This window comes from Bacteroidota bacterium, from assembly GCA_016715945.1.
Taxonomy (GTDB): Bacteria; Bacteroidota; Bacteroidia; order Bacteroidales; family F082; genus JALNZU01.
This window is the reverse complement of the sequence record JADJXJ010000003.1, coordinates 609,284-624,903: the sequence shown is the minus strand read 5'-3', so window position 1 is coordinate 624,903 and position 15,620 is coordinate 609,284. Positions and strand designations below refer to the sequence as shown.

The following is a 15,620-nucleotide window of genomic DNA, read 5'->3' as shown; positions in this document are numbered from 1 at the left end:
ATTACAAATGATACTTGTCGAGGGTGCGGTCGAAGTCGAAGAAAAGGTGACAGCCATGCTTGAGCTGCTGCACCATCTGGTGCTCGCGCTCAAGAATCTGACGCCTGAACTCGGTCATCTCCTCCTTTTCGCTGTAAATCTGGGCTTCCTTGGTTTCGTCGTAGGTAAGCTCGATGAATACTTTCAGGTTCGACTGCTTGATTTTGGTTGCATACAATCCATTGATAATCAACAGGTCAATACCCTCAAAGTTTGTGATTAATGTATCTACATCATTGGTAATCAGGTCAACACATGGCATGGTCGATTCCCGGTCGTTGTAGAAATCATCAATCACATGGTTGATTTTCTGCCAGTCGTATTCGTCAGGCCCCACGCTTTCGATGCCATGTTGCCTGCGCCAGGCTTTGCGCTCTTTGGGTGGAATTTTGTAGAAATCGTCCAGGTCGATGATTTTGGCCGTGATGCCTTTCTTCTTCAATTTCATGGCCAGGGCGTAGGACAGGGTCGATTTGCCCGACCCTACTTCACCACCTATGGTGATGATGAACTTGGGCTGCAGCACCTTTTCGAGTTCTTCGATTACCACATCGGCTGCCTGTTCATGCTTGCGTGTAACAGTGATTTTATCGTTGAGCATGGTATTCCTATCTGATTATAATTCAATTACCTGCCACTCATTGGCTTTGAGCGCCACTTCTGAGTTATGCACAAAGATAACCGAATTTTGCCCGGCCATTACCCGGCACTGGTGCTGGCTGATACTGAAGTTGTACCGCACATTTTTGAAGGTAATTCCGAATTCGAGTTGTTTCCAGTTGTCGGGCAGGTTGGGTTCCAGGTGGAGCTGTTCGTTGCGGTAGTTGATTCCGGCATAGGTATTCAGGGCCACAAGGATGGTGGCTGCCATCACACCGGCATGGATGCCTTCGCCTGTGGTTCCGCCCTGGATGTCGTTGTAATCGCTGCCCAGGGCATCACGGTATAGTTCGAGGCTGAGTTGCATGTCGCCCACCATGGCGGCCAGTCTGGCATGTACCACCCTGCTGAGCGTCGAACCATGCGATGTGCGGGCCAGGTAATACCGGAGATTGCGATCGAGGTAGTCGTCGGGCAGGCGGTATCCCATGGCGGCAAGGAGCTCATCCACCTCTTCTTTGTTCAGGTTGTAGAAAGCCATGAGTGTATCGGCCTGCTTGGCCACTTTGTAGTGGTCGGGCGATTTGCCTTCGGCCTTCAGAATGCGGTCCATGCGGTACACATTGCCGTAGCGCCGGCGATAGTCGTCCCAGTCGAGCTCTTCGAGGCCAAAGTAGCCGTCGTATTGTGCTATGATGCCTTCGCTGTCGATTACGAGCTTGAGCTTATGACGGATGCTGTCCCACTGTTGCAGCTCGTCCGGACCGAATCCCAGGCTGCGGGCTTTGTCGGCTCCGGCAACATCAATGAGCTGGGGCACCTTGCCAAAGAGCCATGCCACCATGATGTTGGTGTATGCATTGTCTTTGAGTCCGCCTTTCTCGCTGTCGGGCATATGCTCGTGGAACTCGTCGGGACCCATCACACCTTCGATGCTGAAGCGTCCTGTGGCTTCGTCGAGCTGTGCTTTGCTGGCCCAGAAGCGGGCAATTTCGAGAAACATTTCGAGGCCGTAGTTGCGCACGAATGCCTGGTCGCCTGTAATCCACCAGTAGTCCCAGATGTTGTAGGCAATGGCCAGCGACACATGCCTTTGGAGCGAGCTGTGGTCGTCGCCCCATTGGCCCGTGAGGGGGTTGAGGTGCACCACCTGGGTTTCTTCGCGCCCGTCGCTGCCGCTTTGCCAGGGGAACATGGCGCCGCGGTAGCCATGCTGGCGGGCATAGGCCCTGGCCGCATCCAGCCTGCGATAGCGATACATGAGCATTGATTTGGCCACCTCAGGCAACTGGAAGTCGTACCACGGCAGGATATAGAGCTCATCCCAGAACACATGACCCCGGTAGGCTTCGCCGTGCAGGCCACGCGCCGTGATGCTGGCATCAAGCCGGGTGTTGTGAGGCGACATGGATACAAACAGATGATAGATGTGCAGGCGAAGCAGCTTTTGCGAAAAACGATCGCCACTGAGCGTGATGTCGGCCTTTTGCCAGAGATGCTTCCAGGATTCGGCACTGCGGTTGAACAAAGCATCGAAACGCATGTCCTTTTTCAGCGCATTGAGTGCACTTGGCAGGGCATCCTCAACAAAGGTCTCCTTATCGCTGCACAAGGAGACAATCTTTTCCAGTGTAAGCGTCTGGTTTTGCTGGGCATGTGTTCTAAAGACTGCCGAAACCACCGATTTTCCTACTTCATATTGTGGGGTTGCCTGGTTGAAGTGATGGATAGCCGCCACGCAGATGCGGTGTTTCGACTGGGTAGTCTCAACAAGCACAAACATTTTGTCGTGTTCCACGCCCTGCGAAACCGGTGCGAGGTGCTGCTGGTTGAGCGATTTGTAGCGCTCAACGCCGGCATTGATCAGGTCGCCGTCGATGGTGCTTTTAAGCTCGATATCAGCAGAGTAGTTAAGGGGAGTGATCTGATATTTGAGTCCGGCCAGCATCATGTTATCCATGCTGGCAAAGCGCTGCGAACGCACGGAGGTTTGGCGTCCTTCCCGATCTTCCACCAACATTTCGCGCTCCATCAAACCTGTGTCGAAATGAATGGTACGGCGGATGCGAAGGATTTTCGACTGGTTGGGATCGAACCACTCCCCGCCGGCAATGCGGAATGTGACGGGCAGCCAGTTGGGGAGGTTTACAAAGTCTTCATTTTCAACATCTCTGCCCGCCACCTTGGTAACCAGCCTGTTGTACATCGAGGCCATATAGGTGCCCGGGTAATTCACTTTGTTGGCGTGGGTTTCTTCCATGGCACCCCGGGTACCAAAATAGCCGTTGCCAACTGTGAGCAGGGCCTCGCGCGAACGCTCCTTCCTGGTGTCGTAGTCGTGATAGGTGATGCTCCAGCTGTCGGCAGGCAAGCCCTTCCCGAACCATTCGTCAACCTGATCCAGGTTGATTTGTGCCATGTCGTGAACCACAATGTCGGCACCATTGGCATAGAGCTCTGCTTCATTTTCTTCGCGGGCAATGCCCAGCACCAGGCCAAAATTGCCGGCACGGCCGGCCTGTACACCCGACACGGCATCTTCGACCACAACGCAGCGTTCGGGTTCGCAGCCCAGGTTGGCGGCTGCAGTTGTGAAGATGTCAGGCTCAGGTTTGCCTTTCAGGCCAAGCTCGGCCGAAACCACACCATCCACGCGGGTTTCAACGAGTTCGAGCAGACCGGCAGCTTCGAGCACTGCTTCACAGTTTTTGCTCGACGAAGCCACACCAACGCGCACGCCTTCCTTGCGCAGCTGCTTCATCAGGGCAACAGTGGATTCGTACACTTCTACCCCGTCGCGCCGCAACACATCGTTGAAGGCATCATTTTTCAGGTTACCCAAACCGCACACAGTTTCAAAAGAGGGCGCATCCGAGGGATCGCCGAAAGGCAGGCTGATACCCCGGCTTTCGAGAAAATCGGCTACCCCTTTGTAACGTGGCTTCCCGTCCACATAGGGCAGATAATCGTCCTTGTGCGTAAATTCTTTAAAAACAGAGCCATGCTTTTCGGCATGGTGCCTCAAAAAATCATCAAACATTTTCTTCCAGGCAGCGCTGTGCACCAGCGCGGTTTTGGTAATCACGCCATCGAGGTCGAAAATAAAAGCGTCGAAACGTCGGTTGTGCATGGGTCAGGAGTTGTTATTACAGTTAAACCAATGATATCCAAAAGGTTCGATAATGAAAGGTGCGCCGCCGGCTTCCCGCTCACTCAGCAGGTCGCTGCAATACCCGGCATGCGGGAGCATCACCGTGACGGCGGTATCAGAAAGGTTTTGTACGATCAGCAACTTCTCCGTAGCCGTTTGGCGATAGTATGCCAGCACCTGATCCAGCGTTTCCCCATTGTGGTTGGTTACGTCAACAAAGCTATGGCTCCCTCTTCCGAAGGCCTTAAAACGCTTGCGTGCCGCGAGCATGGTTTGCACACGCCGAAAGACTTTGGCGTTAAACGTATCCGGATCTTTGAGCTGTTCTTCCCGTAAGGCCCAGTTGATTTTGCCCCGCACCAGAAAACGGGTATCGTCTTTACCGGTGAGGGCGATCATTTCGCGATAAAAGTTTTCGTCGTTTTCCTTGCCGAACTCATCACCATAGTAAATGACCGGCGTTCCAGGCAGGCTCAGCATCATGCTGTATGCCAGACCGATACGGCGATCGTCGAACTGAAACAGGTTGGCCAGACGGGCCGAAATACCTTCGCCCAGCCTGAAGTCCCACTGGGGTTGGTGGCAATAGTTTTCGTGGATGTATTTCCGGTCTTCCTCCGAAACATACACCAGTTCAAGGCTAAGCTCGTCGTGGCAACGCAGGAAAGTGAACCATTGGCCGGTTTCGGGGATGTCGGGGGTGACTTCCGGGCTCAAGATGTGACGGATAGGTTGAGCCGATTGCCGGGCTATAGCTTTGTAGAACATAGGCATCACCGGAAAGTGATAAGCTGCTTGGCACTCATCGCCCTTGCCCATGTAAGCCACCACTTTTTCAGGCTTCTGGCACGCTTCGGCAAGCAGGATTGTGCCCGGCCTGACATAGTCGAGCACCGCCCTGAAAAACTTGACCAGCAAATGGGTTTGGGGCAGATTTTCGCAATCGGTACCCTCTTCTTTCCACAGGTACGGTATGGCATCGGCCCGGAAACCATCCACACCCAAGCTTTGCCAATAGAGCATGTTGGCCGACATGGCGAGCAGCACCTTGGGATTGCGGTAGTTCAGGTCGGGCTGGAAATTGAAAAAACGGTGGAAGAAATACCACTCGCCGCGTTTCTCCCAGTTGCTTTCCTCCATACCTTTAAAAATGATGCGGGCCTGGCTGTAGCGTGAGGGATCTTGGCTCCAGATGAAATAATCGCGATAGGGGTTGTCTTCGCCTTTGAGCGCCTCCTGAAACCAGGGATGCTCCTCCGAACAATGGTTGATGGCAATATCGAAGATGACGCGGATACCCCTGCGATGCGCTTCGTCGAGAAATTTTCCGAACACGGCCTCCTGCTCCTGACGGCTGAACCCAGGCTCCAGGCCGAGCATGTCGTGCCTGATCAGGTCGTAATTGCGGATGTCGAAGCCGGCATCGCGCATGGGGCTGTCGAGGATGGGCAACAACCAAAGGCAGTTCACACCCAAACCTTGCAGGTAGTCCAACCGGGATGTGAGCCCATCAAAATTCCTTGCATAAAGGTCCACATACAGCGAATACACAATGGCGTCTTTATACCACAACTCATCCACATCACTTTTTGCCGCTTCCGCAGGCCTGAGCGATTGCAGGAATGCATCCAGCTGAGCCGTACCCTCTTGCGGATACAAGCTGTTCCAGAGCTGGTAAATCTTTTCTTTAATACTCATAATCAATGTGTTACGTTTTTTATCTCTTATCACAAAAGTAAATCTTTAAGCTTTTGCAGGGCGGTAAAAGCAGACATTGGCAAGCGCGCAAGTCCCGCAATCGGTTTCGGACGAGAAGAACTGCAACTTGTAGTTACCCAAACTTTATGGAAGCAACTTTAAACTTTATCAAACTTTCGTAGCATGCAAATATTGACTACATTTCAGACATGCAATTGTTCCAATTATAACCTTTAACTAATTAATTATGAGGGTATTAATTCTACTTTTCTTCCTTGCGACGCACCTTTTGGTTCCGGCACAAGTACAACAGGCCTACCTTGATGAGGATGGCAGGGTCATGGTTCGCACCCTGAACGACTTCAATTTGGATCTCCCACCCACCAACAATCGGTTGATCAGTCAGATGCCGGGGTTTCCGAAAAAAATTCCTGCACATCCCAATTTTAAAAACTTCAGAAACGTAACGCTTGCTGATCTGAACGGCGATGGCAAACAGGAAATTCTTGCCGCCTCGCTCAACGCCCTGAGGGTTTTTGGACACGATGGCCAGTTGCTCTGGAGCAAACCACTTACCGGGACGCCTATTTATCCTCCATCTGTTGCAGCAATCGACGGCAGCGCCTCCCTGGGTATTGTGCAGGTCACCGGCGGGGTACCCAACAACGGAAGAGTGTACCTGTTTGATGCCCAGGGGAATACCATGCCGGGTTGGCCGGTCAACTTTTCCAACCACTGGATTTTGTGCGCACCAGCCATAGCCGATGTGAACAACGACGGCCAGAAGGAAATCATCGTACAAACGAGGACTTCCAACAACCTGCATGTGTTGCGCCTCGATGGAACTGTACTCTGGTCGTACAATCTGGGTGGCACACCGGCCATCACACCTTCGGTGGGCGACCTGGACGGAGACGGCATCCCCGACATAGTGACCGGCACTTCCAATGGCAACTTATTTGCATTTGACGGCCTTGCCGGAACCCTCAAACCTGGGTATCCCGTCGTTTCGCAAAACTACAGCCTGTCGTATCAATCGCCCCTGCTTGTTGACCTCGACGGCAATGGCACCCTCAGCATCGTGGGCAGCACACATGGGGATGCCCCACATTATTACGTCCGCAATTTCGATGGCACTTACAGGACGGGCTGGCCTGTGGCGGTTGACGAGAACAGCTGGACCTATTCCCCGCCTGCTGTTGTTGACCTGAGCGGGAACAACGACTTCAGGATTTTCGCCAGCCGCCCCATAGGCGAAGAGCCCAAACCCATGCTCTACGGATTCAACCCGGACGGAAGCCTGATGCCAAATTTCCCGATTGTAAAAGCCGGCGGCCTCGAAAGCACAATTTGCGTGGCTGACATTACCGGCGACGGATCGCACGAGCTTATTTTCGGAAGCAACCTGATGGTGGGCGGACAAGGCTTCATCCATGCCTACCACATCGAAACCGGACAACAGGTCGAAGGATTCCCGCTTCGTCCGACAGGTTTCACCTATATGAACGGAGCCAGCCTTGGAGATGTGAACGGCGATGGCATGCTCGACCTGGTTGCGCTTTCCTACGAACAAACTTTCAGTGCAAGCGATTCGGCTTATATTAATGTATATGAGCTGAATATCCCTGCAGGCCAGGCCAATGTGCGCTTTGGTACTTACAAAGGCAGCAACGACCGCACTGGTTTCATCGCCCGCACTGCGTTACCGGCTTTCCCTGTACCGCAAAACTTTTCGGCCATCGTTAATCAGAATAACGTCGAGCTCAGCTGGCAGGCACCCGATCTGAGCGGCACCAGTTTTGTGCTCGATGGGTATAAATTGTGGCAAAACGATGAATTCATCGGTCAGTATGGCCCAAACACCAACAATGTTTTGATTCAAAATCTCCCACAAGGCGTTCATTATTTTGCGCTTAAGGCCACCTACACCGCTCCCGTTCCGGGCGAATCCCAGGCAGTAGTGATTGCAGTGGATATCGTTACTTCCCTGGCCGAAAACCAGAAACCCCTGATAATCAGGCATTACCCCGGCGAACAAACAATTCGTATTCTTGGAGAAAACCTTCTGTCGGGTGATATCATCAGCCCCGACGGAAAATCAGTTCATTCGGCAACAAGCCGGGACAATCACAGGCTTGAATTGAGAACCAATGGATACCAGGGGCTTGCTTTTATCATTTTGCGGTTTACCGATGGCACAAACCACAGCCTGAAACTCCTGATTCGTTAGGTACTTATGCCTGTAACAAAATTTTGCTTTTGTAAAGCACTTAAAAAACTTTCTTATTTTAGACCCGACTTTTTCTAATCACCAAACACCAATATCATGAGAAAAATCTCTACCCTCCTGGCAGCCTTGCTGCTACCTTTTTGGGGTTGGGCACAACAACCAGCCCAAGAACGCAACAACTTCCCGGCACCACGCAATCTTACAGCCGTCGATGCCGGATTTAAAGCCCAGCTAAACTGGCAGGCGCCCGACTTAGGCGGCGGTGGCGGCGGCACCGTGAAGCTTGACGAAGGCTTCGAAGGCGACTTCCCACCCGCAGGTTGGGTTAAACTGAACCCTGATGGCGGCACAGGCTGGACCAGCCTCAATGCCGGCACTACCCCCATCCCGGGATGGCAGGGAGGCACAGCTACTCCGGCTCCGGAAGGCGGCAGCAAGATGGCCTTCTGCACCTGGAACACTGGTGGCACCACAGCCAACGACCAATGGATTGTAACACCACAGATCACTGTTGAAAACGGCGATCAGCTCCGCTTCTATGTGCGCTACGCCTTCAGCAGCTACAACGACAACTTCGACGTGCGCATCAGCACCACCAGCCAGAACGATCCGGCTGCCTTCACAACTGTTGTGGCCGAGATGAACTTCCACCTCTACCACCACCACCGAATGGCAGCTGATGAGCTTCAACCTGACCGACTTCGTGCCTGCCGGCAGCCAGATCTACATCGGCTTCCGTGAGCACGTGCTCGATAACTTCAACGACGGTTCGGCCATCATGCTCGATAATGTGTATGTTGGACCCGCTACACGCAGCGCACAGCCTGTGGCATACAACCTGCAATCGCAGATTGGCCGCAGCAACGGACAAATCCTTCCCGAGAGGGGTGTTGTGATTGGTTCGGGCTACGATGCAGCTGTAAGCGTAGCAGCCGGAGCATCGGCCGAGCTGATGCAGACCGGAGGTGCTGCCAACCTGCTGCCTGGCGGATACAAAGCCAACAGCACCCGCACCGGCCGCACCCTGCTCCATGACAACGGACCATTCATCAACAGCCCCGGCACAGGTCCTGATGGTTCGGATGAAAGCATCCTGCAGAACAGCACCCTGGGTATGAACACCCTCGGCGCCGGTATCCAGTATGCTTCGGGCAACCGCATGGCCGACGACGTGGTAGTTCCTGAAACCTGGAACGTGGAAAGCATCACTGTGTATGCATACCAGACCGGTTCGACCACAACCAGCACCATGACAGGCGGTTACATCCAGGTATGGGATGGCGATCCTACCCAGGGTGGCCAGATCATCTGGGGCGACATGACTACCAACAGGATGACAGCTACCGGTTGGACCAACACCTACCGCAGGAGTGAAACCACTCCCGGCACCACCCGTCCGATCATGTATCTTGTACTGGAAACTCCTGGTCTGACGCTTGAGCCCGGCACCTACTGGATTGATTACAGTCTGGCAGGCAGCCTGGCCAGTGGCCCCTGGGCACCTCCGATCACCATCAACGGACAAGCTGTGACAGGCAATGCCAAGCAGTTCCTTGGCAGCAGCCAGACCTGGCAGGACTTCCTCGACACGGGCACCGGCACACCCGCACAGGGATTGCCCTTCCTGATCGAAGGTACTGTTGGTGGCGGTGGCGGCGGCAGTTATGTACTCTCGGGATACAACATTTACCGCGATGGCGCCTTGATCGCCACCAATCCACCATCGCAACGCTCCTACATGGATAGCCCACTGCAACCCGGTACTTACACCTACGGCGTAACCGCCACCTACACTGAACCACAGGTGGGCGAATCGGATCCGGTGACAGCCACCGTAACCATCGCCAACAGTGTGGATGTAAATATGCAGAATGGCACGGTTACCGCCTGCAATGGCAACTTCTATGATTCCGGCGGCCCTACAGGTCAATATCAAAACAACGAAAACTTTACGTTGACTTTCCTGCCGGCAACCCCGGGCGCTAAAATGAAGTTCAATTTCACAGAGTTTAATACTGAGGCCAACTACGACTTCCTCAAAGTGTTTGACGGGCCAAATACCTCCTCGCCCCAGATTGGACCAGCCAATGGATTCAACGGAGTGGGCGTGCCTCCGCTTTTGGTCGAGCTCATTGCCACAAATGCTGAAGGAGCCATCACCTTTGTGTTTACTTCCGATGGTTCGATCACCCGCGACGGATGGAAAGCCACTTTCAGCTGCCTGCAATCGGTGGACAACGACCTTTCGGCTTTTGCCATTTCGGGTAACCTCACGCCAACAGTTGGACAGGCTTCAGATTATACCGTTGTGGTTAAAAACCTTGGCCTTGTAGCTCAAAACAACTACACCGTTCAACTCAAGGACAGCCAGGGCAATGTGCTTGGAAGTGTAGCCGGACCAACAATACAACCCGGCGAGAGCGCAAATGCAGTGGTCAGCTGGACCCCTTCCGCACCCGGACCAATGACAATCTTTGGTCATGTTGACCTGCAGGGCGATCAAAATCCCGACAATAACACAACTGCTCCACTCAACGTAGTCGTACAACCCTCGGGTATTGTCGCCATCACCATTGGCGGCCAGACCACCCTGCCCACCTACCGCATTCCCTTCGACTTCTACTGGAAGAACTCCCTGGCACAGACCCTGTTCTATCCCGATGAACTGAACAATACCGCTGGTGCAATCACTGGCATCAACCTGTTTAACAACTTCGCTACCAATCTGCCAGGAAAGGAAGTAAAGATCTGGATGGGCACCACCACCCAGCCCGACCTCTCCGACGGTTGGGTTGATCCTTCCACCTTGACCCTGGTCTTCGACGGTACGGTTGATTTCCCCATTGGCGCCAACACCATCTTTATTCCTTTCAACCAGCCTTACATCTACACCGGTGGTAACCTGGTGCTCTACACCTATAGGGTATGGGAAGACCAGTATTTCAACAGCAACGACAAGTTCTATGTGACTGAGACCCCCAACAAGCCCAACCGCACACGCCATGTGCAGGCCGATGCCACGGTGTACGATCCCACCAATCCGCCTGCTCCGGCAGCCACACAGCTCAAGAACGGACATCCCGACATCACCCTGTTCTTCAACACCAGCGGCCTTGGCGCACTGCAGGGCGTGGTCAGCAATCCGCAGGGTGCACCTGTCGAAGGTGTGAAAGTGCAGATTGTGGGCACCAGCAGCATCACCTACACCAACGCACAGGGACAGTATAACTTCCCCTATGTGATTGCAGGACAGATCAATGTTGAGTTCAGCAAGCTGGGCTACATCACCCAGACCCAGCCGGCCACCATCACTGCCGACCAGACCACCACACTCAATGTGACCCTGCAGCCCATGCCGCAGGTTACGGTGAGCGGATTTGTGGCTGGCAACGATGCCCCAACCGTAGGTCTTGAAGGCGCAGCCGTGGTGCTCGAAGGGTATCAGAACTACAATGCCACCACCGGTGCCAATGGCCAGTTCAGCATAGCCGGAGTGTATGCCAACCAGACCTACACCATCAAGGTGACCAAGGACGGATATCAACCCTACCAGAGCACCGTTCAGGTAGGCGGCACCAACCTGACCCTGCCCAACATCATCCTTACCGAGATCATCCTCTCGCCCAAGAACCTCACAGCTACCATCAGCCCCACCAACCCCAACCTGGTGCAGCTGCAGTGGAACATGATCCAGGAAGTGGAATTCCGTTATGACGACGGGGTTTCCACCGGACAGCTGGGCTTCCAGAGCGGTACCACCAATGGGGTGATTGGCGCCAAGCATCCGCAATCGGCCACCCTGAGCGAGCTGAGCTGGTACCTGACCAGCGAAGGCGGCCCCCATGCCAGCATCGTGATCCGTGTGTTCGGACTGGACGCACAAGGTATGCCCAACAGCGCTAATGTGCTCTATGAAGCCACGGTGACCAATGTGGACAACCAGTGGAACACGCACACCCTGCCGCAACCCATTGTGGCTCAGGGCGGATTCTTCATCGGAGTGGCCTACAACGGCTTCGTAGGCATAGCCACCGACGATGGTGTGGGCGAACCCTGGGTATTCCAGGATGGTACACACTACTACAACAGCAACTACACCTCCGGCGCATGGAGCACCTTCGAAAGCCTGGGTGCCGACTTCCGCAAGAACTGTCTGATCAGGGCCAAGGGCGCTCCCGGCGCAGTGAACTCCTATGCCATCACCCCGCCCATCATCAATGGCGAGCCCATGAGCTACATCCCCGGCAAGAAGGTGGAAACCGGCGAGCCTGCATGGAGCAACAACGAAAGCAAGGCCCTGCAGTACTTCAAGGTGTACAAGAATGGTCAGTTGCTGGCAAGCAACATCACAGAGATGCTCTACAGCTACATGGAAATGCAGCTGGGACAGCACTGCTATCATGTGACGGCAGTGTATGGCTCGGGCGAGTCGGGACCTTCGAACGAGGCCTGTGTGAACATCCTGGTAGGTGTTGACGAGCAGTTGGAAGCTGCCACCAGCCTGTATCCCAACCCGGCCAGCGAAGCCTTCAGCATCCGCAGCCTGCCCATGCAGCGTGTCACCATAACCAATGCCGTAGGCGTGGTGGTGAGCGATGCCATGCTCAGCGGCGAAACCATGCTCAAGGTGCACACCGAAAGCTGGAAAGCCGGCGTTTATCTCATTCAGATCCACACCGACAAAGGCACCATAACTAAAAGACTGGTTGTAGTGAGGTAGTCTGGTGATACCAATTGACGAAACCGGCCGACCCATCTGGGTCGGCCGGTTTTTTTATTCGTTATGACGTTAATTTACAATGTGATTGTTTGATTGACACAAATCAATCTTCAAGGAAAACCGTCTCTGGAATGCTCCCGTTGACACGGTAATTGCTGTATCGGATGACAACCCGCCCCTGGCTGCGGTCTTTGGCTTTGGACTGATCGATTTTGAAATTTCCTGCAAAATTCATGGGAATATCTACCGGTTGCAGGTCGAAACTTACAGTTGAGGTCTCGGGCAAGTCGTAGCTCAAACGGCCGTAGGTAAACTCGACCAGAAAATTTCCTTTGCCCTTGGTATTGACCTCCATCCTCGAAATCCGGGTATTTTTTTTGTCCACCCAAAACGTGCTCAGCACAAAATCGGCTTTATCGTCGAGGGGCACGATCTTGAGGATGTGATTTTGCGCATCATCGCCGGCATAGATAGCTGTGGTACTGCCCGATAGCATCTCCATCACCGAGAAATTCAACCCGCGTTTGGGGATCAATGCAAAACCCGGCGCCCGAAACCTGAACTTATCCGGAGCCTTGTAAAACACCTTGCCCTGTTTCACAGGTATTTTAATGAAATCGACATCCACGTCGATGGTCACATCTGCTTCGAAAGAATTGACCAGCTTTCCCCTGCGTAAGATCTCCTGAACAATGGCGTTGGCATCGGGCTGGGCAGTTACCGTTGTGGCAGCTGCAAATCCAAGAAACAGGACAAACAGTATGCTTCGTTTCATGAGGTGATATCCTTTTTTCGGAAAATAAGCAATGTAGCTATGAAGAATGCAGTAATGTGCAATATCATCACAAAGGCGTAGAAGGAGATTTTATTCCAGTCGACCGGCTCATCAAAAAACAACATCCAGCCGTTGAGATAGGTGGTAAAAAGGTAAGGTTTGATAAGCTCAAAAATACCTATGCTGAAGTTGGAGATGATCGAAAACACAATGATAACAGCCATCGTACCCAATACAGAGCTGAGCGAGCTGGTTGAGATGCCCGAAAACAAAAATGCAAGTCCGGAAACCACCCACATGCTCAGGATGCCATAAGCAAAGGCGGCGGCAAACCGCCACATCACATCGTTCTCGCTGAAGATATTGATGGTGTTGAGCAGGACAATCATATCGCCAGGTTCGTAGAACAATCTTCCGATACCCAGGCTCATCGCCATCAGAAAGATGACCAGCATGGCCACATAAATTTGGGCCGTGATGTATTTGGCCGTGACCAGACCCAGGCGGCTAATGGGCCTTGTGAGCAGCAGGCGGAAGGTGCCACGTCCGGCCTCACCGGAGAGCATGTCGCCTGATACGATGGCCACCAGAATGGGAATATGTATCCACAAACTGTTGAGGATGACATAGCTGACGGTGTACACATTGATCAGTTCGCCCTGAAAAGTAAACACGTCCGAAAGGTTCTTCACCAAAAGATCGAGCAGTTTGCGGCCTTCGGCATACATGCCCACATGGATAATGAGCACGATGATCAGAATGGCCCCAAACCCGATGTAGGTGAGTCCGCGACGAAATAGCTTGCTGAATTCCAGCCTGATGAGTCGGAGCATCATGTTACCTGTAAAAAATAATCTTCCAGACTATTGCGTTGGGCCAGGCTATAGAGGCTGATGTTGTGGGCAACGATCAGCCTGCTTATGGCCGGCACTTCCTCCGGAGCCACCTCAAGTTCAATTTCACCGTTGGGCAGCAGCACAACAGCAGTTCCTTTGTACCGATCCTGCAGAAGTCGGAGGGTTTGCGCCGGTTGGTCAGTGAGCAGGCTAAGGGTGCGGTTGGCCTGCCGGATAAGCGACTGCACTTCTCCTTCGGCCACTACCTTGCCTTTGCTGATGACAACCATGCGATTGGCAACCAGCTCCATCTCGCGCAGAATGTGCGAAGAGATCACGAGGGTTTTGCCCTTTTCACTATTGAGTCGCAGAATAAGCTCACGCATATCGCGAATGCCCTGAGGGTCGAGGCCATTAACCGGTTCGTCGAGGATGATAAGCTCCGGATCGTGCAGCAAAGCCTGCGCAATGCCCAACCTCTGCTTCATCCCCTGGCTGAAGGTGCGCACTTTGCTGTTTGCCCTGTCCGATAAGCCCACCAGTTCGAGCAATTGCATCAGTTGGCTGCGGCCTGGCCTGATGCCGGAATATCCCGCCAGGATCTCCAGGTTTTTAATCGCTGAGAGGTAGTTGTAAAAATCAGGCCGCTCAATCAGGGCACCCACCTTATGCAACACTGCACGATGGCGATCGGTGAGCCGGCTACCAAATAGCAAAACCTCACCCACATCCGGACGGATGAGGCTGAGCATCATGCGAATGGTTGTGCTTTTTCCGGAGCCGTTCGGGCCGAGAAAACCGTAAATATCGCCACGATATATGCTCAGGCTGAGGTCGTCTACCGCCTTGATGCTGCCAAAAGCCTTGCTCAGGTTGCGCAAGGCGACCACCGTTTCGGGTTTGCCTGAGCTCATCTGGCCAGACGCTGTATCCTGGTCTGCGGCCTGAAGCTTCCGGTCCAGTGCGGCCTGAAAATATTCAGCGGCGGGCGTTTGCTCTTGTAAGGCAATAAATGAAAATTGCTGAATCCGGGCGTGTTAAACTTATAACGAACCCTTGCACCAGCAGCACCCGGCTTGCGACGGTTGCGGATTTTACGGATGAGATTTTCGAGTATTAAGCGCATGTGTTAACTTTTTCCTAAGAACACTGAAACATGCACTTTAGTTGCAAACCACGGGCCGCAAAATGATGTTTTGAGAATAATTAACAAAAAAGAAATAAAGCGCCCTTCAGTCCCGGGCCATCACATAAATCCGCTCGTTCGGACGTTTCATCAGGTACTTCTCCCTGGCTACCTTTTCCATGTAGGCCGTATCGTATTGCAGACTGCGCAACTCCTCCTGATTCGACCTGATTTCGTGCAGGTAATATTGCTTCTGCCGGATCAGTGCGTTGTAATTGCGCTGCAACCGCAGGCTATGCTCCAACCTGTTCTGATCGAAAAAAATCATCCACACCACAAAAACTGCCAGGGTGTACAAATATTTGAAGCGCGTAAGGTGCTGAATGATTTCTTTTATCATAGCGAGGCGAAACTACATCTTATCATGCCATAAAATTCCTGCAGA

11 protein-coding genes are annotated in these 15,620 nt (G+C 53.1%); 3 read left to right on the top strand and 8 right to left on the bottom strand.

The window, feature by feature from the left end; translation table 11 throughout:
- Position 1 precedes the first annotated feature (1 nt).
- The 3 genes from IPM52_12975 to IPM52_12965 are packed head-to-tail and all read right to left on the bottom strand — an operon-like array spanning position 2 to position 5,488.
- Positions 2–640 (bottom strand): uridine kinase, encoded by a 639-nt coding sequence (locus tag IPM52_12975; protein ID MBK9292519.1) that lies wholly within the window; start codon positions 638–640, stop codon positions 2–4.
- A gap of 15 nt (positions 641–655) precedes the next feature.
- Entirely contained in the window at positions 656–3,769 is a 3,114-nt protein-coding gene (locus IPM52_12970; GenBank protein MBK9292518.1) for a beta-phosphoglucomutase family hydrolase, read from the bottom strand.
- A gap of 3 nt (positions 3,770–3,772) precedes the next feature.
- Positions 3,773–5,488, bottom strand: a complete 1,716-nt coding sequence (locus IPM52_12965) for an alpha-amylase (GenBank protein MBK9292517.1) — start codon at positions 5,486–5,488, stop codon at positions 3,773–3,775.
- 247 nt (positions 5,489–5,735) lie between these two features.
- Here IPM52_12965 and IPM52_12960 point away from each other — a divergent pair, with 247 nt between their 5' ends.
- The 3 genes from IPM52_12960 to IPM52_12950 all read left to right on the top strand — a co-directional run bounded on the left by IPM52_12960 (position 5,736) and on the right by IPM52_12950 (position 12,438).
- On the top strand, positions 5,736–7,718 hold the full coding sequence (locus IPM52_12960; GenBank protein MBK9292516.1) for a VCBS repeat-containing protein: 1,983 nt from the start codon (positions 5,736–5,738) through the stop codon (positions 7,716–7,718).
- Positions 7,719–7,814: 96 nt separating this feature from the next.
- Positions 7,815–8,459 (top strand): choice-of-anchor J domain-containing protein, encoded by a 645-nt coding sequence (locus tag IPM52_12955; GenBank protein ID MBK9292515.1) that lies wholly within the window; start codon positions 7,815–7,817, stop codon positions 8,457–8,459.
- Positions 8,398–12,438 (top strand): carboxypeptidase regulatory-like domain-containing protein, encoded by a 4,041-nt coding sequence (locus IPM52_12950; protein ID MBK9292514.1) that lies wholly within the window; start codon positions 8,398–8,400, stop codon positions 12,436–12,438. Before IPM52_12955 ends, IPM52_12950 begins: the two co-directional genes overlap by 62 nt.
- Before the next feature lie 103 nt (positions 12,439–12,541).
- On the opposite strand, the gene IPM52_12945 is transcribed toward IPM52_12950, so the two are convergent.
- From IPM52_12945 to IPM52_12925, 5 genes are all read right to left on the bottom strand, one after another.
- Entirely contained in the window at positions 12,542–13,213 is a 672-nt protein-coding gene (locus tag IPM52_12945; protein ID MBK9292513.1) for a hypothetical protein, read from the bottom strand.
- Entirely contained in the window at positions 13,210–14,049 is an 840-nt protein-coding gene (locus IPM52_12940) for an ABC transporter permease subunit (GenBank protein MBK9292512.1), read from the bottom strand. The genes IPM52_12945 and IPM52_12940 overlap by 4 nt, the downstream gene beginning before the upstream one ends.
- Complete coding sequence (locus IPM52_12935) at positions 14,046–14,963, bottom strand: ABC transporter ATP-binding protein (protein MBK9292511.1); 918 nt, start codon at positions 14,961–14,963, stop codon at positions 14,046–14,048. Before IPM52_12935 ends, IPM52_12940 begins: the two co-directional genes overlap by 4 nt.
- Positions 14,960–15,175, bottom strand: a complete 216-nt coding sequence (locus tag IPM52_12930; GenBank protein MBK9292510.1) for a hypothetical protein — start codon at positions 15,173–15,175, stop codon at positions 14,960–14,962. Before IPM52_12930 ends, IPM52_12935 begins: the two co-directional genes overlap by 4 nt.
- A 106-nt stretch (positions 15,176–15,281) precedes the next feature.
- On the bottom strand, positions 15,282–15,575 hold the full coding sequence (locus IPM52_12925; GenBank protein ID MBK9292509.1) for a septum formation initiator family protein: 294 nt from the start codon (positions 15,573–15,575) through the stop codon (positions 15,282–15,284).
- Between the last annotated feature and the right edge of the window lie 45 nt (positions 15,576–15,620).

What these genes read in the sequence shown, in the direction of transcription:
- IPM52_12975 (MBK9292519.1), bottom strand. Translation starts at nt 640, where the DNA reads ATGCTCAACGATAAAATCACTGTTACACGCAAGCATGAACAGGCAGCC.
- IPM52_12970 (MBK9292518.1), bottom strand. Translation starts at nt 3,769, where the DNA reads ATGCACAACCGACGTTTCGACGCTTTTATTTTCGACCTCGATGGCGTG.
- IPM52_12965 (MBK9292517.1), bottom strand. Translation starts at nt 5,488, where the DNA reads ATGAGTATTAAAGAAAAGATTTACCAGCTCTGGAACAGCTTGTATCCG.
- IPM52_12960 (MBK9292516.1), top strand. Translation starts at nt 5,736, where the DNA reads ATGAGGGTATTAATTCTACTTTTCTTCCTTGCGACGCACCTTTTGGTT.
- IPM52_12955 (MBK9292515.1), top strand. Translation starts at nt 7,815, where the DNA reads ATGAGAAAAATCTCTACCCTCCTGGCAGCCTTGCTGCTACCTTTTTGG.
- IPM52_12950 (MBK9292514.1), top strand. Translation starts at nt 8,398, where the DNA reads ATGAGCTTCAACCTGACCGACTTCGTGCCTGCCGGCAGCCAGATCTAC.
- IPM52_12945 (MBK9292513.1), bottom strand. Translation starts at nt 13,213, where the DNA reads ATGAAACGAAGCATACTGTTTGTCCTGTTTCTTGGATTTGCAGCTGCC.
- IPM52_12940 (MBK9292512.1), bottom strand. Translation starts at nt 14,049, where the DNA reads ATGATGCTCCGACTCATCAGGCTGGAATTCAGCAAGCTATTTCGTCGC.
- IPM52_12935 (MBK9292511.1), bottom strand. Translation starts at nt 14,963, where the DNA reads ATGAGCTCAGGCAAACCCGAAACGGTGGTCGCCTTGCGCAACCTGAGC.
- IPM52_12930 (MBK9292510.1), bottom strand. Translation starts at nt 15,175, where the DNA reads ATGCGCTTAATACTCGAAAATCTCATCCGTAAAATCCGCAACCGTCGC.
- IPM52_12925 (MBK9292509.1), bottom strand. Translation starts at nt 15,575, where the DNA reads ATGATAAAAGAAATCATTCAGCACCTTACGCGCTTCAAATATTTGTAC.